Annotated in this window: 22 protein-coding genes and 2 tRNA genes; 10 read left to right on the top strand and 14 right to left on the bottom strand. The window is 64.3% G+C overall.

Translation table 11 applies throughout. From position 1 onward, the window contains the following. Positions 1–33: 33 nt before the first annotated feature. The 4 genes from MJ122_RS02790 to rdgC all read right to left on the bottom strand — a co-directional run bounded on the left by MJ122_RS02790 (position 34) and on the right by rdgC (position 2,833). Positions 34–243 carry a cold-shock protein gene (locus MJ122_RS02790; RefSeq protein ID WP_015478234.1) on the bottom strand — a complete coding sequence of 70 codons (210 nt, stop codon included), beginning with the start codon at positions 241–243 and terminating at the stop codon, positions 34–36. Between the two features lie 206 nt (positions 244–449). After that, positions 450–764, bottom strand: coding sequence for a quaternary ammonium compound efflux SMR transporter SugE (gene sugE / locus MJ122_RS02785; protein ID WP_017522056.1), 315 nt, complete (start codon positions 762–764; stop codon positions 450–452). A gap of 135 nt (positions 765–899) precedes the next feature. Beyond that, a complete protein-coding gene (locus MJ122_RS02780) occupies positions 900–1,856 on the bottom strand; it encodes a bile acid:sodium symporter family protein (protein ID WP_239742161.1) in 957 nt (318 codons plus the stop codon). A 56-nt stretch (positions 1,857–1,912) separates the two neighbouring features. Beyond that, on the bottom strand, positions 1,913–2,833 hold the full coding sequence (gene rdgC, locus MJ122_RS02775) for a recombination-associated protein RdgC (protein WP_017522054.1): 921 nt from the start codon (positions 2,831–2,833) through the stop codon (positions 1,913–1,915). 177 nt (positions 2,834–3,010) lie between these two features. Here rdgC and MJ122_RS02770 point away from each other — a divergent pair. From MJ122_RS02770 to MJ122_RS02755, 4 genes are all read left to right on the top strand, one after another. Then, positions 3,011–3,086: transfer RNA gene (locus MJ122_RS02770), tRNA-Val, on the top strand. A gap of 14 nt (positions 3,087–3,100) precedes the next feature. Then, positions 3,101–3,177 (top strand) — tRNA-Asp (locus MJ122_RS02765). Between the two features lie 288 nt (positions 3,178–3,465). Beyond that, positions 3,466–4,215, top strand: a complete 750-nt coding sequence (locus MJ122_RS02760; protein WP_088416527.1) for an FKBP-type peptidyl-prolyl cis-trans isomerase — start codon at positions 3,466–3,468, stop codon at positions 4,213–4,215. A 374-nt stretch (positions 4,216–4,589) separates the two neighbouring features. Beyond that, positions 4,590–5,015 (top strand): DUF1232 domain-containing protein, encoded by a 426-nt coding sequence (locus tag MJ122_RS02755; protein WP_088416528.1) that lies wholly within the window; start codon positions 4,590–4,592, stop codon positions 5,013–5,015. On the opposite strand, the gene MJ122_RS02750 is transcribed toward MJ122_RS02755, so the two are convergent. After that, positions 5,003–5,749 carry a transporter substrate-binding domain-containing protein gene (locus tag MJ122_RS02750; protein ID WP_239742160.1) on the bottom strand — a complete coding sequence of 249 codons (747 nt, stop codon included), beginning with the start codon at positions 5,747–5,749 and terminating at the stop codon, positions 5,003–5,005. The genes MJ122_RS02755 and MJ122_RS02750 overlap by 13 nt on opposite strands. Before the next feature lie 96 nt (positions 5,750–5,845). Between MJ122_RS02750 and MJ122_RS02745 the strand changes: the two genes are divergently transcribed. From MJ122_RS02745 to MJ122_RS02735, 3 genes are all read left to right on the top strand, one after another. After that, on the top strand, positions 5,846–6,163 hold the full coding sequence (locus MJ122_RS02745; protein WP_088416530.1) for a helix-turn-helix transcriptional regulator: 318 nt from the start codon (positions 5,846–5,848) through the stop codon (positions 6,161–6,163). Further along, the gene (locus MJ122_RS02740; RefSeq protein WP_017522049.1) at positions 6,160–6,525 is read left to right on the top strand and encodes a hypothetical protein; all 366 of its coding nucleotides are present in this window, start codon (positions 6,160–6,162) and stop codon (positions 6,523–6,525) included. Before MJ122_RS02745 ends, MJ122_RS02740 begins: the two co-directional genes overlap by 4 nt. A gap of 70 nt (positions 6,526–6,595) precedes the next feature. Further along, the gene (locus MJ122_RS02735; protein ID WP_239742795.1) at positions 6,596–7,012 is read left to right on the top strand and encodes a sel1 repeat family protein; all 417 of its coding nucleotides are present in this window, start codon (positions 6,596–6,598) and stop codon (positions 7,010–7,012) included. A gap of 1 nt (position 7,013) precedes the next feature. Here the strand turns inward: MJ122_RS02735 and MJ122_RS02730 are convergent, their stop codons facing one another. Beyond that, positions 7,014–8,762, bottom strand: coding sequence for a bifunctional diguanylate cyclase/phosphodiesterase (locus MJ122_RS02730; RefSeq protein ID WP_239742158.1), 1,749 nt, complete (start codon positions 8,760–8,762; stop codon positions 7,014–7,016). A gap of 89 nt (positions 8,763–8,851) precedes the next feature. After that, positions 8,852–10,930, bottom strand: coding sequence for a carboxy terminal-processing peptidase (locus MJ122_RS02725; RefSeq protein ID WP_088416532.1), 2,079 nt, complete (start codon positions 10,928–10,930; stop codon positions 8,852–8,854). A 138-nt stretch (positions 10,931–11,068) separates the two neighbouring features. Between MJ122_RS02725 and MJ122_RS02720 the strand changes: the two genes are divergently transcribed. Continuing rightward, positions 11,069–12,031, top strand: a complete 963-nt coding sequence (locus tag MJ122_RS02720) for an NAD(P)H-quinone oxidoreductase (RefSeq protein ID WP_239742156.1) — start codon at positions 11,069–11,071, stop codon at positions 12,029–12,031. A 28-nt stretch (positions 12,032–12,059) separates the two neighbouring features. Continuing rightward, a complete protein-coding gene (locus tag MJ122_RS02715) occupies positions 12,060–13,226 on the top strand; it encodes a site-2 protease family protein (RefSeq protein ID WP_239742155.1) in 1,167 nt (388 codons plus the stop codon). Positions 13,227–13,253: 27 nt separating this feature from the next. On the opposite strand, the gene MJ122_RS02710 is transcribed toward MJ122_RS02715, so the two are convergent. The 6 genes from MJ122_RS02710 to MJ122_RS02685 are packed head-to-tail and all read right to left on the bottom strand — an operon-like array spanning position 13,254 to position 18,435. After that, entirely contained in the window at positions 13,254–13,907 is a 654-nt protein-coding gene (locus tag MJ122_RS02710) for an HAD family hydrolase (RefSeq protein WP_088416535.1), read from the bottom strand. Continuing rightward, complete coding sequence (locus tag MJ122_RS02705) at positions 13,907–14,902, bottom strand: ABC transporter ATP-binding protein (RefSeq protein ID WP_239742154.1); 996 nt, start codon at positions 14,900–14,902, stop codon at positions 13,907–13,909. The genes MJ122_RS02710 and MJ122_RS02705 overlap by 1 nt, the downstream gene beginning before the upstream one ends. Then, positions 14,899–15,687, bottom strand: coding sequence for an ABC transporter permease (locus MJ122_RS02700; RefSeq protein WP_239742151.1), 789 nt, complete (start codon positions 15,685–15,687; stop codon positions 14,899–14,901). The genes MJ122_RS02705 and MJ122_RS02700 overlap by 4 nt, the downstream gene beginning before the upstream one ends. Then, positions 15,671–16,513: an ABC transporter permease subunit gene (locus tag MJ122_RS02695; RefSeq protein ID WP_239742149.1), complete on the bottom strand. Its 843-nt coding sequence runs from the start codon at positions 16,511–16,513 to the stop codon at positions 15,671–15,673. The genes MJ122_RS02700 and MJ122_RS02695 overlap by 17 nt, the downstream gene beginning before the upstream one ends. Further along, positions 16,510–17,319, bottom strand: coding sequence for an alkaline phosphatase family protein (locus MJ122_RS02690; RefSeq protein WP_239742148.1), 810 nt, complete (start codon positions 17,317–17,319; stop codon positions 16,510–16,512). The genes MJ122_RS02695 and MJ122_RS02690 overlap by 4 nt, the downstream gene beginning before the upstream one ends. A gap of 57 nt (positions 17,320–17,376) precedes the next feature. Beyond that, a complete protein-coding gene (locus tag MJ122_RS02685; protein ID WP_088416540.1) occupies positions 17,377–18,435 on the bottom strand; it encodes an ABC transporter substrate-binding protein in 1,059 nt (352 codons plus the stop codon). Positions 18,436–18,766: 331 nt separating this feature from the next. On the opposite strand from MJ122_RS02685, the gene MJ122_RS02680 reads away from it, so the two are divergent. Continuing rightward, positions 18,767–19,483, top strand: coding sequence for a UTRA domain-containing protein (locus MJ122_RS02680; RefSeq protein ID WP_239742146.1), 717 nt, complete (start codon positions 18,767–18,769; stop codon positions 19,481–19,483). A gap of 130 nt (positions 19,484–19,613) precedes the next feature. Here MJ122_RS02680 and MJ122_RS02675 read toward each other — a convergent pair whose 3' ends face one another. After that, the gene (locus MJ122_RS02675; RefSeq protein WP_239742144.1) at positions 19,614–20,015 is read right to left on the bottom strand and encodes a GFA family protein; all 402 of its coding nucleotides are present in this window, start codon (positions 20,013–20,015) and stop codon (positions 19,614–19,616) included. Positions 20,016–20,017: the final 2 nt, after the last annotated feature.

Below are 20,017 nucleotides of genomic sequence, written 5' to 3'. Positions count from 1 at the left end.
TTGCCGGGGCTTTTTCGTGGGGCAGGACGAGGATCAGATAACCTGAACTTCGTCAGCCTGCAGGCCCTTCTGGCCTTCTACGACGATGAAGGAGACCTTCTGGCCTTCCTGCAGCGACTTGAAGCCATTGCCCTGGATGGAGCGGAAGTGAACGAATACATCGTTGCCGCTTTCCGGGGTGATGAAGCCGAAGCCTTTAGCGTCATTGAACCACTTGACGGTGCCGGTCTGACGATTCGACATGGAATTACACCTTGAACTATTGAAGATTGTTTTGCGGAAAAGGTCCGCGCTCGTCCTGAGTTGCAAGGTGCAGTCGAAGCCGGGTGGTGGGGAATGGCCCCACCAGGTCACGAGCCACAGTGACCCTAGCAAACACAGTGGCCCGCAGCATACCGACAAATTTTCGGGAAAGCGACAGCCCGCCGGTATCGAGAACCGATACAGCGTCAGTGGCTCAATTTCAGGCCGACCAGTCCGCACAGGATCAGCGCAACGCTGAGCAGGCGTACCGGCGCCATGGACTCGCCGAACAGCACGATACCGACGATGACGGTGCCCACTGCGCCGACGCCGGTCCAGATGGCGTAGGCGGTGCCCAGCGGCAGATTTCTCATGGCCAGGCCAAGCAGGCCCATGCTGGTGATGATCGCCAGCACGGTCAGGGCGGTCGGTATCGGACGGGTGAAGCCTTCGGTGTATTTCAGTCCGACGGCCCAGGCGACTTCGAACAGGCCGGCGACGAACAGGATGATCCAGGACATGGAGCTCTCCAGACGGTGGGTGGATGCGAAGGGCCGTCCCCGCTGGAGCACCGGAAGGTGGTGAGGTCGTCCTCACAATGTGCATTATTTTGCACAAAAGTGGGGCGCCGGGCAACCCGGCGCCGAGGTATTGCCCTATTGCGGGGCGGTCTTCTGGACGGATGGTTCGTCGGTCATGCGACGGAACACCGCGGCCAGGATCGACCCGGAGAGGTTGTGCCAGACGCTGAAGAGCGCGCTGGGAACGGCGGCAAGGGGCGAAAAATGCGCGTTGGCCAGGGCTGCACCCAGCCCGGAGTTCTGCATGCCGACTTCGATGGCCAGTGCCTTGCGCTGGGCCAGCGGCATGCCGGTCAGGCGACCGGTCAGGTAGCCCAGCAACAGCCCGAGCCCGTTATGCAGCATGACCACGGCGAGGATCAGCAGGCCGGACTCGGCGATCTTCGCCTGGCTGGCGGCCACTACCGCGGCAATGATCACCACGATGCTCACCACCGACACCAGCGGCAACACGTCCACGGCGACGCGAGTCCGCTCTCCGAGCAGGCGCTGGGAAATGAACCCCAGGGCGATGGGCAGCAGAACCACCTGGACGATCGACAGGAACATGGCGCCGAACGAGACCGGCAGCCAGGCTGACGCCAGCAGCCAGACCAGGGCCGGTGTGACGAGCGGGGCCAGCAGGGTAGTGACCGAGGTGATGGCCACCGAGAGTGCCACGTCGCCGCGCGACAGCCAGGTCATGACGTTGGAGGCCGTACCGCCTGGACAGCAGCCGACCAGGATGACGCCCACGGCGATTTCGTCGGGCAGCGCCAGCAGTTTGCACAGCGCCCAGGCGGTGCCCGGCATGATGATGAATTGCGCGAGTACGCCGATGATCACCCGGCCGGGATGACGGCCGACCTCGCGGAAGTCTTCGGCCTTGAGCGTCAGCCCCATGCCGAACATCACCAGCCCCAGCAGCGGCACGATGGCGACGGTCAGCCCCTTGAACCAGGCAGGCTGGAAGAAGGCCAGTACGGCGAAGAGCAGGACCCAGACAGGAAAGGTGTTGCCGAAGAAGCGGCTGAGGGAGGCAAGGGCACGCATGGGACTTTCCTTCTTATTGTGTCAGGCGCCGCCTGGGGGCGGCGCCTGGTGCGGCATCAGATGCCTTCGGGCATTGCCTCGCCACCGAGCGCTTCGATCAGCGCCGGGATGAATTCGGCGAAGGTCAGCATCATCAGGGTGAAGCTGGCGTCGAGCTGGCCGAGGGCGTCTTCGCCGCCATCCTGCTCCGCTTTCTCCTGCAGCATGTCTTCGAAACGCAGGCGCTTGATCGCGACCTTGTCGTCGAGGACGAAGGACAGCTTGTCCGACCAGGCCAGGGACAGTTGGGTGACCAGCTTGCCGGAGGTCAGGTGCAGCTGGATTTCCTCGCTGGTCAGGTCCTGGCGCTTGCAGCGCACCACGCCGCCGTCTTCGTGGGTATCACGCAGCTCGCACTCGTCGAGGACGAAGAAGTCGCCGGCGGCTTCCTGGGTCTTCACCCAGTCGGTCAGGGTGGCAGTCGGTGCGGTCTTCACGGTCAGCGGCCGAACTGGCAGCGAGCCCAGGGCTTCGCGCAGGGTGGAGAGCAGGTCTTCAGCCTTCTTCGCGCTGGAGGTGTCGACCAGGATCAGGCCGAGGCTCGGGGCGATGGCGGCGAAGGTCACCGAACGGCGGATGAAGGCGCGCGGCAGCAAGGTCTGGACGATCTCGTCCTTGAGCTGGTCGCGTTCCTTCTTGTAGACCTTGCGCATCTGCGCGGCTTCGATCTCGTCGACCTTCTCCTTGAGCGCGTCACGCACGACGCTGCCTGGGAGGATGCGCTCTTCCTTGCGCGCGCTGACCAGGAAGAAGCCTTCGCTGGCGTGCACCAGCGGCGCGTCCGGGCCCTTGCCGAAAGGCGCGGAGAAACCGTAGGTAGTCAGTTCCTGGCTGGCGCAGGAGCGCGCCGGCTTGCTGGCCAGGGCCTTCTCCAGGGCATCGGCGTCGATCTGCAGATCCTGGGTGAGGCGGTATACGAGCAGGTTGCGGAACCACATGAGGGGCAAACTCCTGGACACAAAGGATGCATTATTCCGTTCGGCGCGGTTCAGGCCAACCCCGTTTCGTCATTCGCACTCTTCATCTAAGCCTTTGGAACATCTGAAAATTTTTTTCATCCGGGGGCTTGCCAGGTGCCAAGGTCCTCCGTAGAATGCGCCCCACTTCGAGACGAAGGGTGATTAGCTCAGCCGGGAGAGCATCTGCCTTACAAGCAGAGGGTCGGCGGTTCGATCCCGTCATCACCCACCACCTCGAGGTCCGACGCAGCGGTAGTTCAGTCGGTTAGAATACCGGCCTGTCACGCCGGGGGTCGCGGGTTCGAGTCCCGTCCGCTGCGCCACATTTCGAAAAGCCCTCAGGTAGCAATGCCTGGGGGCTTTTTCTTTGCCTGTCTTTTTTATCGAAGCCAGGACTTCCTGCGAAAGCCTCCCGCCGAAAAGTTGCCTGTTCCGATCACACCGATTCCGTGCGGACCGTCTGACTTATCCTGTTAATTTTCTTATAAGTTTGCTGTGGGAACTTCTCCTCCTGCGGTGGTTCCTATTGCCCATAGCCACTGGCCACGAGCGCCTGATAAGCTCGCGGCTTCATTACTTCAGCCATGACGGCGCAAAGACAAGGATTCAGCATGAAACAACATCGGTTGGCGGCAGCGATCGCGCTGGTCGGCCTGGTTCTCGCGGGCTGCGACAAACAGGCCGCCGAAGTGGAACTCAAGACTCCTGCGCAGAAAGCTTCCTACGGCATCGGCCTGAACATGGGCAAGAGCCTCGCCCAGGAAGGCATGAATGACCTGGATTCGAAAGCCGTCGCCCTGGGGATCGAAGACGCTGTCGGCAAGCAGAAGCAGAAGCTGACCGATGAAGAGCTGACCGAAGCCTTCACCGCCCTGCAGAAGCGCGCTGAAGAGCAGGTCGCCAAGAAGAATTCCGAAGCGCTGGAAGCCGGCAAGAAATTCCTCGAGGAAAACGGCAAGCGTGAGGGCGTGGTCACCACCAAGTCCGGCCTGCAGTACGAAATCGTGAAGAAAGCCGACGGTCCGCAGCCCAAGGCCTCCGACGTCGTCACCGTTCACTACGAGGGCAAGCTGGTCGATGGTACTGTCTTCGACAGCTCCATCCAGCGTGGCAGCCCGATCGACCTGCCAGTTGGCGGCGTGATTCCGGGTTGGGTCGAAGCCCTGCAACTGATGCACGTCGGTGAGAAGATCAAGCTCTTCATCCCGAGCGAACTGGCCTATGGCGCCCAGAGCCCGAGCCCGACCATCCCGGCCAACTCCGTGCTGGTGTTCGACCTGGAACTGCTGGCCATCAAGGACCCGAATCAGCCTGATGCCGCAGAAGCTCCGGCACCGGCTGCGGAAGCGCCGAAGAAGTAACTGAGTACCTTCGTACCAGAGAAAACGCCCCGTTACCCACGGGGCGTTTTCATTTGTGCGCAAAGCGCTCTGGAACGGCGTACTGACCGCAGGGTCTGAAAGGGAGTAACCTTGGGCGCGGTGTTACCCTTATGCACATATTTGACGCAGATGAAACAATGTCCTCCCCTTGACATTGATCGGCCCATCGCTTAGCCGCAACTGCATGATTTTTAACGCATTTACAGGGCTGCACAAAAAATCGCCGATCTGTCTGCAGGCCTCGTGGCTCGGGCGTTTTGGCGATGTAGGGGGGGGCTTTCAACAGAGTTATCCACAGGAAAGGTGGATAACCTGAACCCGCTCTGTACGAATCTTCCTATCGAGGTGAATCGATGAAAAAGCCTCCGGGATTTGACCGTTTCCTGAAGCTCGCCAGCCGTTTCATTGCGGGTGGGAGATTGCCAGCGCTGCTGTTCGCGGTGTCGCGCAAGAGTGGCCGGGTCAAGCTGGCCAAGACCGATCTGAAGTTGCTGCAGGAGTTGCTGGTGGCCTGGGTCCGTGGCGATTATCGCGGTATCAGTTCCCAGGCGCTGGTGTCGGTGGTGGCGGCGCTGTTGTACTTCCTTTCGCCGGTTGACCTGGTGCCTGACTGGCTGCTGGGTGTCGGCTTTCTCGACGACCTCGCGGTACTGGCCTGGGTAGTGCGCCGTTGGCAAGCGGAGATCGACGCCTTCAAGCTCTGGCGTGATGCACAAGGCGTGGAAACCCGCGAGGCCCTGAAGCAATTGCCGCCGCCGGAGGCGATTCAGCGCCTTTGACGCACCCGCGCATTCTGTTCGCCCAGCAGGCGCTGGATGGAGCCGTCATCCACCATCGTCTGCAGCACCGCATCCAGTCGCTCGACCGCCAGCGGCAGGGCCGGGCCATAGGAGCAGTGGATCGAGTAGCGCTGCACGTTGCTGCGGCTGATCGCCAAGGGCAGTTGGTTGTGCTGCGCGAGAAGAAATTCCAGCGGACGGCGCATGTCGATCAGGGCGTCCAGGCGCCGCGCCTCAAGCATGTGCAGGCGGGTATCCAGATCGCGCACATCGGTACGTTTGGCCCTGCCGTCGGCAAAGGCCTGCATCAGTGGCGCGGGGTAGATGTAGCCGAGGCTGGTGCCGACGCGAACGCCGTCCACGTGGGAAAGATCGTCCAGCAGGACTGAATCAGCCCGCTGGGCGATGACATCCTCTTCCTCGAACAGGCTGGGCGACCAGTGCAGCTTGTCCGGCGCCTTCATCCACTGCGGATTGTTGATGCACAGCAGGTGGATTGCGCCCTGCGCCAGCGCGGATTCGGCGCGCTTGTCCGGCGTTTCCACGAAGCGAACCTCGAGCCCCAGGCGCTGTCCGACGGTTTCGCCCAGGTCGCGGATGAAGCCAGGCGCCAATTCATGGTCGATACTTTCCGCGTAGGGCATGCCATTGCTTGGCGAATAGCCCCAGCGCAGTTCCTCGGCGTTACACAGGACGCTGGCCAGGCAGAGGCAGAACGGAAGCAAGCGCTGCAAGTCGGTCCCCATGTCGGTGGCGAGAGGCGCTGCGCAGTATAGCCGGCACAGGCGCGCATCAGGCTGTTAAGATGGCCGCCTGCAAGGAGTGTTGTCATGAACGTTCAAGTCATCATGCGTGACGGCGAAGCGGAGTACGCCGTGGTTCCCTGGGCTGAATACCAGGCCCTGCTGGCCGCTGCTGGCCGTGGCGTTGCGCAGGTCGTCAAACCCGTTTCCGCCCCGGCGCTCGACGAAAAGCCGGACTGGAAAACACTGCGTGAAGCCCGTGGCTTATCCCTTGAAACGCTGGCGCGTTCGGTGGGTATCAGCCCGTCCTATCTGGAACTGATCGAGAACGGCGAACGCGAAGCCAGCGACGCCATCCAGCACGGCCTGCGTCGTGCCCTTGGCACTGGGGAGTCCGCTTCTTGAGCGTGCAGATCAGTCGCAAGCATTGGGAAGGCCTGCTCGGCGAGCTGGAAGATGCTCGCCGTCAGCGTCACCTGTTGACCTACCGCGCGCTGATCGAGCGCCTGCAGCTGCCGACGCCGGCGATGACGGTGCTGACCGCCGCGCTGGAGCATCTGGCCGCGCTGGATGCCCGCGCCGGTCGTCCGTTGCGCAGCTCGCTGGTGATCAGCCAGGGCGCCAGTCGTCTGCCGAGAACCGGCTTTTTCGAGTATGTCGAACGCCTCGGTCGCTTCTCCGGCGCGCCGGATGGCCCCGCTGCCGCCGGCTGGCACGCGGCGGAAGTGGCGCGTGTCTTCGAGTTCGAGTACTCCGAGGAGCTCTGACGTGGCGACACCTCGCGAGCTGTTCTGGCGTTTGCGTGCGCGGCTGAGTTACGCCGTGGCGCGGCGCCTGATGGGCTGGCCGTGGATGGTGCGCCAGCCGCGTTCCTGGGCCTGGATGCAGGGCCAGTTTTCGCGCATGGCTGCGCTGGGCGACATCGGTGCACAGAGTTTCTACGGGCACCTGTTGCTGTTCCGCGGACAGGGTTTCGGTGCGCGCGAGGAAGGCCTGCGTCTGCTTCGTGTCGCCGCTGCTGCAGGCGATCACAAGGCGGCGTACCAGTTGGGCGTGCAAGCGCTCAAGGGCGATACCCGGCACGCCGGTGATGCGCAGGAAGCCGCACGCTATTGGGCGCAAGCCGCCGAGGCGGGCCACCCGCTGGCGGCACGCAAGCTCGGCGAGCTGTATCGCAGCGGCGGTCCGGGCCTGGAAGCCGATGAGGCCCAGGCCGAGCGCTACGAAACGCGCGCCCGCCAGCTGGGGCTCTGACTCAATCTGTCGTGAGGATGTGCAGGCTGTAGCCGGGCATGTTCTTCGCGTGACGCTTGGCCTCCGAGGCCAGCCCGGCCAACTGGCTGGCATCCAGGCGCTGCCCGGCGCCACTTTTCACGTGCACCACGCCGATCGACAGTGACAGCAGCGGATACTCCTCGCGTCGCCCCTGGCGGTTGTGCGCGACGAAGCAGCCCGCGTCCAGGTGCTCGCGGGTGTAGAAGCGCCGGCACTGCCCCTGGAAATCCTCCAGCAGGTGATTGAGCCGTTCGCGCCAGTCCTGCGTGCCCAGCACCAGCATGAAGTCGTCGCCGCCGATGTGGCCGACGAAATCCCGCGTCGGGTCCACGCGCTCGCCCAGGCACTGCGCCAGGCACAGCAGGACTTCATCGCCACGCGCGTAACCGTAGAGATCGTTGAAAGGCTTGAAGCTGTCGATGTCGACGTAGCACACCACGGCCTCGCGGCCCTGCTGCAACAGGCGCGCCAGGCATTGCTGGATCGGCACGTTGCCCGGCAGCAGGGTCAGCGGGTTGGCGTGGCGGGCCTGGCGAATCTTCTGCTCGGTGATCAGCTTGAGCACGTCGATCACCCGGCCCAGGCCAAGGTAGCGGCCGTTCAGGGTGATGATGAAGTCTTCCTCGATGCGCTGCCGCGCGCGACTGGTCAACAGGCGGCTGACCTGCTGCAGCGTCTGGCTGCGCTCCACCGCGAGGAAATCATCGCTCATCAGTCGGCTGATCGGTTTGCGCGCATACAACTCCGGAGCGAAGGGCTTGAGCAGGGCCTCGGACAGCGCGTGCCGGTGGACGATCCCTACCGGCTGATCGTCCCGGTCCAGCACTGCCAGCGAGTTGAGATTGGCCTGCGCGCGGAAGGCTTCCAGCACATCGCCGATGGGCGTGCTGTCGCGCACGGCCGGTTGCTCCAGCAGCAAGGGTTTGAGATCGGATTGATCTTCGGCGAGCAGGGCGCCGGCGCTGTCGACTTCCGGCAGCAGGGTGCGCGCGTCACGCGGTGGCGTTTCGTTGGGACGGCCGAGCAGGTAGCCCTGGACCAGGTCCACGCCCATCTCTGAGAGCACGGCCAGCTCTTCCGGAATCTCGATGCCTTCGGCGATCACCTGGGCGCGGGAGGCGTGGGCCATCTTCAGGATCGAGCCGACGAACTCGCGCTTCACGGCATCCAGGTGGATGCCTTCGATGAAGTGGCGGTCGATCTTCACATAGTCGGGACGCAGCTCGGACCACAGGCGCAGGCTGGAGTACCCGGCGCCCAGGTCGTCCAGGGCGATGGAGAAGCCCATCGCGCGGTAGTGGTGCAGCGCGGTGTCGAGCAGGGTGAAGTCCTCGATGGGCGTCTGCTCGGTCAGCTCGATCACCACGTCGCTGGGCGAGATGCCGAAGGTCTGCAGCAACTGCAACGTGCGGCCGGGCTGGTGGGTCGGTTCCAGCAGGGATTCCGGCGATACGTTGAGGAACAGCTTGCCCTCCAGTTTCAGGTCCCGGAAGCGCGCGCAGGCCTTGCGCCGACAGAGCAGCTCCAGCTGGCTCAGGCGACCGCTGCTGCGGGCGATGCTGAACAGCGGCAGGGGCGAATGCAGGGGGCCGTTGGACGGGCCGCGGGTAAGGGCTTCGTAGCCCACCAGGCGCCTTTCCGAAAGCGACAGGATGGGCTGGAACAGGCAGTGCAGGTCGCCGTGAGCGAGGATCTGGTCCAGCGCGCTCAACTGCTCGGTGACGGTCATGACGGTTCTCGGTGGCTGTAAAAGCAAAGGGCCGGTTTCCCGGCCCTGTGCATTTCACGACAGCGTCATGACTGTTTGATTACATCCGATCAGTGTTTGGCGACCTGGGAGTCCAGGTTCAGGTAGTCGATCAGGATGTGCCCGGACTCGGTGAGGTAGGCGTCGTCCTGCGGCTTGGTCTTGTCCTCTTCCGGCAGGGCGTTCTCGTCTTCCTTCTTCAGCTCCTTGAGCGGCTCCTGGCCCTTGGACTTGCGCAGGGCGTTCTCCATGGCCAGTTGACGGTTCTCGATGCTGGTCTGCTGGGCGCGACGCTTGGCTTCGTTGAGGCTGACGGTCTTCTCCTTCATCAGCTCCTGGGCCAGGGCGAGACGCTCGCGGGCGTAGACGAAGTCCGCGTTGTGCTCGGTGCGCGCGTCGTGACGGGTGCGCAGTTGGTCGAGGAACGGCTTGAACGGATCGGCCTGGGCCTTCAGCGCGGGCTTGATGGTGTCCCACGGCATGGAGTCGGGCAGGGCGCTCTCGCCGATTTCCTTGTCGTCGACGATGGACGGGTAGGCGATGTCCGGGATCACGCCCTGGTGCTGGGTGCTCTGGCCGGAGACGCGGTAGAACTTGGCCAGGGTCAGCTTCAGCTCGCCATGGTTGAGCGGCTGGATGGTCTGCACGGTACCCTTGCCGAAGGTCTGGCCGCCGACGATGAGCGCGCGGTGGTAGTCCTGCATGGCGCCGGCGAAGATTTCCGAAGCCGAGGCCGACAGGCGGTTGACCAGCACGGTCATCGGGCCGGTGTAGAAGGCCTTGCCTTCGTCATCGTTGAGTACGTCGACACGGCCGTCGCTGTTGCGCACCAGCACGGTCGGGCCCTGGTCGATGAACAGGCCGGTCAGCTCGGTGGCTTCCTGCAGGGAGCCGCCGCCGTTGTTGCGCAGGTCGATGACGATGCCGTCGACCTTGTCCTTCTGCAGCTCGCCGATCAGCTTCTTCACGTCGCGGGTGGTGGACTTGTAGTCCGGGTCGCCCGCGCGGTAGGCCTTGAAGTCGAGGTAGAAGGCAGGCACGTCGATGATGCCCAGCTTGTAGTTCTTGCCTTCGTGGTCGATGGTGATTTCCGACTTCTTCGCCGCCTGGTCTTCCAGCTTCACCGCCTCGCGGGTGATGGTGACGATCTTGCTGGTCTGGTCGTTCGGCGCGTTGGTCGAAGGGATCACTTCCAGGCGCACCTGCGAGCCTTTCGGGCCGCGGATCAGCTTGACCACCTCATCCAGGCGCCAGCCGACCACGTCGACCATCTCGCCCTTGCCCTGAGCGACGCCGATGATCTTGTCGGAAGTGGCGATCTGCTTGCTCTTCTCGGCGGGGCCGGCCGGGACCAGGCGCACGACCTTGACGTAGTCGTTGTCGCTCTGCAGTACGGCGCCGATGCCTTCCAGAGACAGGCTCATGTTGATGTCGAAGTTTTCCGCGCTGTCCGGCGACAGGTACTGGGTGTGCGGATCGTAGGTCTGGGCGAAGGCGTTGATGTAGGCCTGGAAGATGTCTTCGCTGCGGGTCTGCTCCAGGCGCATCAGCTGGTTCTTGTAGCGCTTGGTCAGCTGTTCCTGGATGGCCTTGTTGTCCTTGCCGGCGATCTTCAGGCGCAGGACTTCGTCCTTCACCTTCTTGCGCCACAGGTCGTCGAGCGCAGCGCTGTCTTTCGCCCAGGGCGATTTCTCGCGATCGATTTCCAGCGATTCGTCGGTGTTGAAGTCCATCTTGTCGACGCCCTTGTTCAGGGTGGCCAGGGCGAAGTCCAGGCGCTCCTTCAGGCGGTCGAGATGACGCTTGTAGATGGTGAAGCCGGGCTCCAGTTCGCCGCTCTTCAGGAAGTCGTCGAACTGGGTGCGCCAGGGCGCGAACTGGTCGATGTCGGACGCGGTGAAGTACATGCGCGCCGGATCGAGGGTCTTCAGGTAGCTGTCATAGATCTTTGCCGAGCGCTCGTCGTTCAGCGGCGGCTTGTTGTAGTGATGGCGCTTGAGCAGTTCAACGATGTTGAGGCTGGCGATCACTTGATCCCGGTCGGGCTGCAGGCCGTCCCAGACGTTCGGGCTGGTGGTGGCCGCGAACGAGGAAAAGGCGGTTGCGCCGAGGATGAACAACAGGGCGGTACGGGGCAAAAATCGCTTCATGCTGATTCGACTGATCGCGGAGTTATGACGCATATTAGGCCTTAATTGGCGGCGCCGGGTTCAATCGCAGGTGAATTCGGCGCGAAGAAAGGGCCCGACCTTTCGGATCGGGCCCTGCGAAGTCACTATGGAGGCAGCGTGAACGCATTGCAAGGCATCGAAGGGCGAGTGGAGTGGGTCGAGCGCCCCAACCCGACTTGCGCACAGGGACAGATTCGCATCCAGGTCGCCGCTGCGGGACTCAACCGCGCCGACCTGTTGCAGGTGGCCGGCCTCTACCCGCCGCCGCCTGGGGCGAGCGACATCATCGGCCTGGAATGTTCCGGCGTGGTGGCCGAGGTCGGCGCCGGCAGCACCTGGCAGGTGGGCGACCGCGTCTGCGCGCTGCTGGCCGGTGGGGGCATGGCGGAAGAAGTGGTGGTGGACGAGCGCCATGCGCTGCCGGTGCCCGCGGGCCTGAGCCTGGCCGAAGCTGCCGCGCTGCCCGAGGTTTACGCCACGGCGTGGCTGAACCTGTTCATGCTCGGTGCACTGCAGCCGGGTGAGAAGGTCCTGTTGCATGCGGGCGCCAGCGGCGTCGGCTCGGCCGGTATCCAGTTGTGCAAGGCTTTTGGCAGTCCGTGTTGGGTGAGCGTCGGCTCGGCCGACCGTCTCGCCTATTGCCAGGAGCTGGGCGCAGAAGGCGGCGTACTGCGCGGCGAGAGTCTCGAATCGCTTCGGGATTTCGCTCCCTTCGATGTGATCCTCGACCCGGTGGGAGCGAACTACGCCAAGCTGGACCTGGAAATCCTCGGCCGTGACGGTCGATGGGTGGTCATTGGTCTGATGGGCGGTCGCAAGGCCGAACTGGACCTGGCCCTGCTGCTGGGCAAGCGCATCCAGCTGATCGGCTCGACCCTCCGATCGCGCGACGCCGACTACAAGGCGCAGCTGATCGCCGAGCTTGGGCAGAAGGTCTGGCCGCTGTTCGAGTCCGGCAAACTCAGCCCCCAACTGGAGCGCACCTTCCCGGTCCACGATGCGCAGAGCGCATTCGATGCCCTGGCGAGCAACCAGGTGCAGGGCAAGGTGGTGGTAGTGATCGACGAGAGCCTGAGCTGATCAGGCGCGAGGCGCAGGGAGCGCAGTCATGAGCGAGACAGGGATGTCGCAAAGCAGGATCGGCAATGCTGCCGGCCTCTGGTCACCGCCCGGGTGGATCAACACGCCCCTGCGGATGCTGACGATCATCCTCGGTGGAGCGACTGGTGCGCTGGGCATGGCCCTGAGCATGCTTTCGATGCCCGCCGAAGCGGTGTGGATCGTCCCCGGTCTGCTGCTCGGCTTCATGGTCATCTACCAGTCCATTTTCGTACACGAATTCGGACATCTCCTGGGGGCCCGCCTGGGGGGCATGACGGTGATGCGCCTGCGCGTCGGCCGCTGGGATTTCCGCATGCGGCGCCGGGGCTGGACATTCAGCCGGCAGCCGAAGCACCCGCAGAAGCTCGCGGGCTATGTGATGGCTTTCGCCGACCCGCGTGGTCCCTGGCGGCGCCAGCATGTCTGGTTCAATGCCGGCGGGCCGTTGGCGAACCTGCTCGTGGCAGGGCTCGCTGGACTGCTTTGGCTGGCGCTGGAGGAAGGTCCCGTGCAGGGCCTCCTGCTCGCGGTGGCGGCGACCAATGCCTGTATGGGCGTCGCCAACCTGTTGCCGGTACAGGGCAAACTCAGGCAGGTCAGCGATGGCTTGTGGATGCTGCGCTGGTGGCGCGGGATGGATGCGGCGCATCCGCAACTGGCCTTCGCGCGCCTGATGGGGCTGTCCTGCTCGGGGGTGTGTGCGGACCAGGTGCCCGAGACGGACCTGCATCTGCTGGAATCCCAGGAGTCACCGATGCCGCTGGTGGCACTCTACATCCGTCTGCGTGCGCTGCAGGTCCAGGGCCGCTGGCAGGAGGCCGCCGCGCTGGACTCATGCTTCCAGATGCAGCGCGATGCACTTCCTGATGCTCTGCAGAAGGTGCTGTATGACATGCTCAGGTTGATCAGCGCCGAGCTGGCGTTCGCTAAGGCCGTTGCGTCTGGATGTGCGCTCGGGCTGTTCGACGGGTTGTTGCCACAGCGCCTGCAGCGCGAGTACGCAAGCATCTGGGCGCGGTGTCTGGCGGTGCGCGCTGCGGCGGCGGGGGATCAACAGGAATGTCGCCGCCAGCTCGAGCGAGCGGTTGCCCTTGCCCGGCTATCACCGGACCTCTCCCAGGAAACGGAAGAGCTGCGCATGCAGAAGCATCTGCTGGAGCGGTTGCCGGCCTGACGGTTCTGGCAGGTCGGCGCGCCGGGTTCACTTCCAGTTCAGAACGTCCCAGCCCATCTTCTGCGCGTGCTCCAGCAGCACTGGGTCGGCGTTCACCACGTGCGGCTTGCCCACCAGCTTGAGCAGCGGCAGGTCGTTACGCGAATCGGAGTAGAAATGCGCCTCGGCCAGGGAACTGTCGTCGCCGTCTAGCAGGTCGAGCAGGCGCAGCACCTTGCCTTCGCGGTAGGTGAGCACGCCCACGGTGCGACCGGTGTAGTGACCGTTCACCACTTCCAGGTCAATGGCCAGCACTTCGTCGATGCCGATCCGTTCGGCGATGGGCTTGACCAGGTGCACGCCGGAGGCCGAGATCACCAGCGGACGGTCACCTGCCTCACGGTGGCGGGCGAGGGTGGCACAGGCATCGCTATGGATCAGCGGCTCGATCACGTCCTCGACGAAGGCTTCCACGTCACGCTCGATTTCTTCCACGCTGCGCCCGGCCATCGGCTCCAGGGCGAAGGCCATGTAGTCCTCCATGGGCAGCTTGCCCTGCGCGTACAGCGCCATCAGTTCGGCGTCGCGCTTGAGGAACGACTCCGCGTCCACCCAGCCCAGATCGGCCATGCGCTTGCTCCACAGGCTCGCGCAGTCGCCGTCGATCAGGGTGTCGTCGAGGTCGAATATCACCAGGGCCATCAGGCCACCTCCCGAATGCTTTCAATGTCTACTTGCAGGCCGAGCTCGGTGCCGGCCGGGTACAGGCGCTCGGCGCTGCGATTGAGGACGTCCACGGTCAGCTCGACGCCGCTGGCGTCGACCCGGTAGCGGATCACGTTGCCCAGCAGGCTGTGGGAGAGTACCCGAACCGGGATGCCTTCGCCCGGCTCCACGCTCAGGCGCAGGGATTCGGGGCGGATCGCCACCTGCTGGCGGAAGGGACGGTCAAAGAGTCGGGTCGCCTGGGCAGCGTCGAGCAGGTTGTAGTTGCCGATGAAACCGGCGGCGAAGGCGTTTTCCGGGGCGGTGTAGAGCGTCTCGGCGTCGCCGCTCTGGACGATACGCCCTGCGTTCATTAGCACGATGCGGTCGGACAGCGTCAGCGCTTCCTCCTGGTCGTGGGTGACGAACACCGTAGTCAGTTTCAGCTCCTGCTGGATGCGCCGGATCTGCTCGCGCAGGTGCTTGCGGATGCGTGCGTCCAGCGCCGACAGCGGCTCGTCGAGCAGCAGCAGGCGCGGCCGGGTGACCAGCGAGCGGGCCAGGGCGACGCGCTGGCACTGGCCGCCGGAGAGCTGGTGCGGATAGCGCGCGGCCAGCGGGCCGAGCTCGACCATCTCCAGCGCCTCGCGCACGCGCTGGGCGGACTCCGCCGCCGGCACTTTCTGCATGCGCAGGCCGAAGGCGACGTTCTGTTCCACGGTCATGTTGGGGAACAGCGCATAGCTCTGGAACACCATGGCGATGCCGCGCTTCTGCGGGCTCTTGGGCACGATGTCCTCGCCGTCCAGCAGGATGCGCCCGCTGTCCACGGCGGTAAGTCCGGCGATGCAGCGCAGCAGGGTGGATTTGCCACAGCCGCTGGGGCCGAGCAGGGTGACGAACTCGCCACGCTCGGCGGCGAAGTCGATGTCCTGGAACACCGTGGTGGTGCCGTAGCTCTTGTTCAGTGTCTCGACGCTGAGGAAGCTCATGCCTTGTCCTTGCTTAATCGGTTCGCCGCCCAGGTGAGCAGCAGGACGAAGAGGAAATACGAGACCACCACCGCGCTGGTGTAGTGGCCGCTGCTGTTGCGCATGTTGTTGAGGAACACCTGCAGCGTTTCGTAGCGGGTACCTACCAGCAGGTTGGCGAAGACGAACTCGCCGATGAGGAAGCTGAAGGACAGGAACAGCGCCACCATCAGGCCCTTGCGCAGGTTCGGCAGCACCACCAGCAGGGCGGCCTGCCAAGTGCTGGCGCCGAGCAGGTGGGCGGCGTCCATCAGGTCGTGCAGGTTGATCGCCTGCAGGTTGTTGCTGATCGCCCGGTACATGAAGGGCAGGGCGATGGTGAAGTAGCAGCCGACCAGGATCCACGGCGTGCCCACGATGGGCACCGGGCCCGAGGCGTAGAGCTGCAGCAGGCCGACCGACGACACCACCGGCGGCACCGCGAAGGGCAGCAGGATCAGCACGTTCATCAGCGCGTCGAGGCGCGGGAAGTAGTAGTGGATGACGAACATCAGCGGCAGCACCAGCGCCACGCTGAGGATCAGCGCGCCGAAGCACACCAGCAGCGACTGGCCGAAGGCGACGAGGAAGCGCGGGTCGCTCCACAGGGTCATGAACCACTTCAGGGTCAGCCCCTCCGGCAGCACGCTGGCGCTCCACGAGGTGGCCAGCGAGTAGAGCAGGGTGGCGGCCAGCGGCACCAGCAGGATCAGGAACAGCGCATACACCACCACGCGGTGGTACAGCGGACTAGCGTTTCTGGACATGGTAGCTCCGGCGCAGCAGCCACTGGTGGGCCAGGGTAATGATGCTCATCAGGCCGACCAGTACCATTGCCAGCGCACTGGCCATGTTCGGGTCGAGGAACACGTCGCCCGAGACCAGCCCGGCGATGCGGATCGGCACCACGTTGAAGTTGCCGGTGGTCAGCGAGTACACCGTGGCATAGGCGCCCAGCGCGTTGGCCAGCAGGATGACGAAAGTGCCCAGCAACGCCGGCGTCAGTACCGGGATGCCAATGTGCCGCCAGAATGCCCATTGGCTGGCGCCCAGCAGTGCCGCGGATTCGCGCCAGTCCTCGCGCAGGGCGTCGAAGGCCGGATAGAGCAGCATGACGCCCAGGGGGATCTGGAAGTAGGTGTAGAGGATGATCAGGCCGGTCTTCGAATAGAGGTTGAAGTCCTCGATGATCCCCGCCTGCTTCAACAGCAGCGTGATGGCGCCGTTGAAGCCCAGGATGATGATGAAGGCGAAGGCCAGCGGTACTCCGGCGAAGTTGCTGGTCATGTTGGCAAAGGCCATCACGAAGTCGCGCAGCTTGCTGTCCACCTGGCGCAGCGAATAGCTGCCGAGGATGGCGATGGCCAGCCCGATCAGGCTCGACCATAGGGAGATTTCCAGGCTGTAGCAGATCGCCTGCCGGTAGAAGGGCGAACCGAAGATTTCGCTGAAATTGGCCAGCCCCCAGCCATCGCCGGTGCGCACGCTGTTGATCATCACCCACAGCAATGGCGCGAGCTGGAAGGCGAAGAAGAACAGCGCGAAGGGCAGCAGACAGAGCAGGGCGAAGAGTTTTCCGGTGTTCGATCTCATGCCTTGAGCAACTCCCGGCAGACCGGTTTGTCGTGGGCGGCGCCGAGGATTTCGCACAGCGTCCCGCAGAGTTCGACCTGGCGTGGGCGTGCCTGGTCATCGAGGCTGAACGCCTCGCCGAAGACGAACAGCGGTACCTCGCGCTCTTCGGGAAGAATGCCGCCGTGGGTGCGGTCATCGTTCATGCCGTGGTCGGCGGTGACCATCACCTGGTAACCGGCTGCCAGCCACTGGTGCAGGTACTCGGAAAGAATGATGTCGACGTGTCGCGCGCTGTTGCGGTACTGAGGCGTGCCCAGGCCGTGCTTGTGGCCTGCGTCGTCGATGTTCATCGGGTGCACCAGCAGACAGTTCGGCGCATGGCGGCGGCGCAGGGATTCGGCGTCAGTAAACAGGTGCGAGTCGGGGTAGTGGTCGGTCCAGTAGAAATGGCCGTGCTGGATCGGCAGGGATTGGTCGTCGGTATGACGGTCGCGCGCCGGGTCGAAGGGCGTGCGGTTGTACAGCTCGCTGACCCAGTGGTAGGCAGCTGCGGCGGTGGTCAGGCCGGCGTCGCGGGCGTAGTGGAACAGGCTGCGCTGGTTGGACAGGCGCGACACATCGTTGTGCAGGATGCCGCTGTCGATGGGGCGCACGCCGGTGAGGATGCATTCGTAGAGCGGGCGCGACAGCGAAGGCAGCTCGCACTCCAGCCGGTAGAGCTGGCCGCGGCCGGCGTTGCACAGGGCCTGCAGGTGGCCCATGCAGTCGTGGGCGACGCTGTAGTTGAGGCCGTCGAGGACGACCAGGATGACGTCGTGGCGCATGGGGCGGGGCCTTCGTTGAAACGCGGCCGCCCCGGCGCGAACCGGGGCGGCGGGGCGTCATTGCATGTTGATGATGACGTTTTCCTGCCACAGGCGCGGCAGACGCTTGGAGGTCTCCTCCCAGGCCTTGGGGTCCTTGATCGGCTGGGCCTTGGCGTACTGCTCGTTGGGCAGCAGCTTGGCCTTCACGTCGGCCGGCAGGGTCAGGTGCTCGGCGCGGATCGGACGGGCATTGCCCTTGGCCAGGTTGATCTGCCCGGCGTCGCTGAAGATGTACTCGCGGGCGAGCTTGGCGGCGTTCGGGTTCTTCGCGTACTTGTTGATGATGGTGGTGTAGCCGGAGATCACCGAGCCGTCGGAGGGGATCAGCACCTCGAAGCGCGACGGGTCGATCTGGTCGCGGTAGCTCAGGCCGTTGAAGTCCCAGACGATGCCGACTTCCACTTCACCCTTTTCCAGGGTGTTGATCACCGGGTTGGTCAGCGACAGGCGGCCCTGCTTGGCCAACTGGGCGAAGAACTCCAGGCCCGGCTTGATGTTCTTCTCGTCGCCACCGTTGGCGATGCTCGCGGCCAGTACGCCGTTGACCGCCTGGGCGGCGGCGCTGACGTCACCGATGGTGACCTTGTACTTGCCCTTGAGCAGGTCGGCCCAGCTGTGCGGCACATCCTTCACCAGTTGCTTGTTGACGATGAAGGCGATGGTGCCGGTGTAGGCCAGCGCCCAGTGGCCGTCCTTGTCCTTGGCCCATTCCGGGACCTGGTCCCAGGTACTGGGCTTGTAGGGCTGGCTGACGTCCATCTGCAGGGCGATGGGGCCGAAGGCCGCGCCGACGTCGCCGATGTCGGCGCTGGCGTTTTCCTTCTCGGCCTTGAACTTGGCCAGCTCCTGGGCCGAGCTCATGTCGGTGTCCATGTGCTTGAGGCCGTATTTGCTTTCCAGGTCCTTCCAGGTGTCCTTCCAGTTTGCCCAGCTGTCGGGCATGCCCACGCTGTTGACCTGGCCTTCCTTGCGGGCGGCGGCTTCCAGCGATTGCAGATCGGCGTTGGCCGCTATGGCGAGGCCGCTGCCCAAGGCAATGGCCGATCCCAGCAGTGAAGCAAGCAAGCGTTTCATTCGGTGCTCCTTCGGATGACGTTCAGTGTTTTCAATCGTGGTCTAGATCAGCAAGACGCAGGCCAATCTAAGCGGGGCGGATGACAGTTTGATGTAAACCCCAGGTGCGCCGGCCCGGCCCTGAGTGCCCAGCGGGTCGTCGGGGAAAAGCGTAGACCATGGCCAATGCCCTGATCCGCCTGGTCTACGCTGGTGTCGTTATCTGGCATGGGCGCTGCTTGCAAAAGCTTTGTCACGGGACGGTCATGGGGCTTTCCTAGGATGACCGCACCCGGTCAGGGGAAGGCAATGCCCTGTTCTGGGGCTGGACTAGTCCAAAAGAGGGAATCGAATGCGCGATACGGCGCTACCCACTGTCACGGCGATCTGCCGCGCACTCATCGAACAGATCGACAGCGGCCTGCTCAGCGCTGGCGGCAAGTTGCCGGCCGAGCGCAAGCTGAGCGAGCTGTTCGACACCACCCGGATCACCCTGCGCGAGGCGCTGGGCCAGCTGGAGGCGCAGGGGCTGATCTATCGCGAGGAGCGCCGTGGCTGGTTCGTCTCGCCGCCGCGCCTGCTCTACAACCCGCTAGTGCGCAGCCACTTTCACGCCATGGTGCAAGGGCAGGGGCGCGTGCCTGCGACCGAGGTGCTGTCGGCTCGGCAAATACCGGCCAGTGCGGCTATCTGCGAGCTGCTGGAGCTGCCGGCGTTGTCGAGCGTCTACCAGATTCGCCGGGTTCGGCGCGTAGACGGCCGGCTGGTGCTCTATGTCGAGCACTACCTCAATCCGGCGTACTTCCCCGGCATCCTCGACAGCGACCTGACCTGCTCACTGACCGAGCTGTACGCCAGTCGCTACGACATCCGCTACGGACGCGTGCGCTTCGACATGGTGCCCACCGCCCTGCACGGCGAGGCGGCGAGCGTGCTGCGTGTCGCCGAGGGCAGTCCGGCGCTGCGGATCACCCGCATCAACGGCGACCAGCACGGGCGCATCATCGATTGCGACCTGGAGTTCTGGCGGCATGATGCCATCCACGTGAGTGTGGAAGTGCCGGATTGATCCCAGGTCTGCGGCGAACCTGTAGGAGCGAGCTTGCTCGCGAACCGCTCTACGCCGGAGTCGCCAGCTGAATCTGTTCGCGAGCAAGGACTGGGCGTCCCCATCGATCCTGCAAAGAGCAAAGGCCGCTTCAGCGATCCGGATTCCACTGCGGATACGCCGGAATCCCATCCTGCGCCAGCCACGGTCGATCATGGGATACCCAGATATGCCGCGCCGGCCGCACGCCCGGATCGTCGTCCAGGCTCGCCACGCGAACGATGACATGGGGTTGTCCGTCGCGTTCGGCGATCAGTTGCGTCCCGCAGCGCGGACAGAATTTGCGCAACTTGCCCGGCGACGACTCGTAGGCGGCGACCTTGTCTTCGCCACGGGTCCAGCGGAAGTGCGCGCGCATCACCCCGGCGGTGGTGGCGAAGGCCGCCGAATGCGCTTTCTGGCAGGTCTGGCAGTGGCAATGGCCGATCGGCATGTCCAGGCCATCGATCTGGTAGGCGATGTCGCCGCACAGGCAGCTTCCGTTGAAGGGCATGT

Source organism: Pseudomonas sp. DP-17, assembly GCF_022380625.1.
GTDB lineage: Bacteria > Pseudomonadota > Gammaproteobacteria > Pseudomonadales > Pseudomonadaceae > Pseudomonas > Pseudomonas nitroreducens_A.
This window is presented reverse-complemented; position numbering and strand designations above follow the sequence as displayed.

Excerpts from the sequence above, each read along its gene's own strand:
- MJ122_RS02700 (WP_239742151.1), bottom strand. The coding sequence starts at position 15,687 with ATGTCCAGAAACGCTAGTCCGCTGTACCACCGCGTGGTGGTGTATGCG.
- MJ122_RS02730 (WP_239742158.1), bottom strand. The coding sequence starts at position 8,762 with ATGACCGTCACCGAGCAGTTGAGCGCGCTGGACCAGATCCTCGCTCAC.
- MJ122_RS02735 (WP_239742795.1), top strand. The coding sequence starts at position 6,596 with ATGGGCTGGCCGTGGATGGTGCGCCAGCCGCGTTCCTGGGCCTGGATG.
- MJ122_RS02685 (WP_088416540.1), bottom strand. The coding sequence starts at position 18,435 with ATGAAACGCTTGCTTGCTTCACTGCTGGGATCGGCCATTGCCTTGGGC.
- MJ122_RS02725 (WP_088416532.1), bottom strand. The coding sequence starts at position 10,930 with ATGAAGCGATTTTTGCCCCGTACCGCCCTGTTGTTCATCCTCGGCGCA.
- MJ122_RS02710 (WP_088416535.1), bottom strand. The coding sequence starts at position 13,907 with ATGGCCCTGGTGATATTCGACCTCGACGACACCCTGATCGACGGCGAC.
- MJ122_RS02675 (WP_239742144.1), bottom strand. The coding sequence starts at position 20,015 with ATGCCCTTCAACGGAAGCTGCCTGTGCGGCGACATCGCCTACCAGATC.
- MJ122_RS02690 (WP_239742148.1), bottom strand. The coding sequence starts at position 17,319 with ATGCGCCACGACGTCATCCTGGTCGTCCTCGACGGCCTCAACTACAGC.
- MJ122_RS02695 (WP_239742149.1), bottom strand. The coding sequence starts at position 16,513 with ATGAGATCGAACACCGGAAAACTCTTCGCCCTGCTCTGTCTGCTGCCC.
- MJ122_RS02755 (WP_088416528.1), top strand. The coding sequence starts at position 4,590 with ATGAAAAAGCCTCCGGGATTTGACCGTTTCCTGAAGCTCGCCAGCCGT.
- MJ122_RS02790 (WP_015478234.1), bottom strand. The coding sequence starts at position 243 with ATGTCGAATCGTCAGACCGGCACCGTCAAGTGGTTCAATGACGCTAAA.
- MJ122_RS02680 (WP_239742146.1), top strand. The coding sequence starts at position 18,767 with ATGCGCGATACGGCGCTACCCACTGTCACGGCGATCTGCCGCGCACTC.
- sugE (WP_017522056.1), bottom strand. The coding sequence starts at position 764 with ATGTCCTGGATCATCCTGTTCGTCGCCGGCCTGTTCGAAGTCGCCTGG.
- MJ122_RS02715 (WP_239742155.1), top strand. The coding sequence starts at position 12,060 with ATGAGCGAGACAGGGATGTCGCAAAGCAGGATCGGCAATGCTGCCGGC.
- MJ122_RS02705 (WP_239742154.1), bottom strand. The coding sequence starts at position 14,902 with ATGAGCTTCCTCAGCGTCGAGACACTGAACAAGAGCTACGGCACCACC.
- MJ122_RS02745 (WP_088416530.1), top strand. The coding sequence starts at position 5,846 with ATGAACGTTCAAGTCATCATGCGTGACGGCGAAGCGGAGTACGCCGTG.
- MJ122_RS02760 (WP_088416527.1), top strand. The coding sequence starts at position 3,466 with ATGAAACAACATCGGTTGGCGGCAGCGATCGCGCTGGTCGGCCTGGTT.
- rdgC (WP_017522054.1), bottom strand. The coding sequence starts at position 2,833 with ATGTGGTTCCGCAACCTGCTCGTATACCGCCTCACCCAGGATCTGCAG.
- MJ122_RS02780 (WP_239742161.1), bottom strand. The coding sequence starts at position 1,856 with ATGCGTGCCCTTGCCTCCCTCAGCCGCTTCTTCGGCAACACCTTTCCT.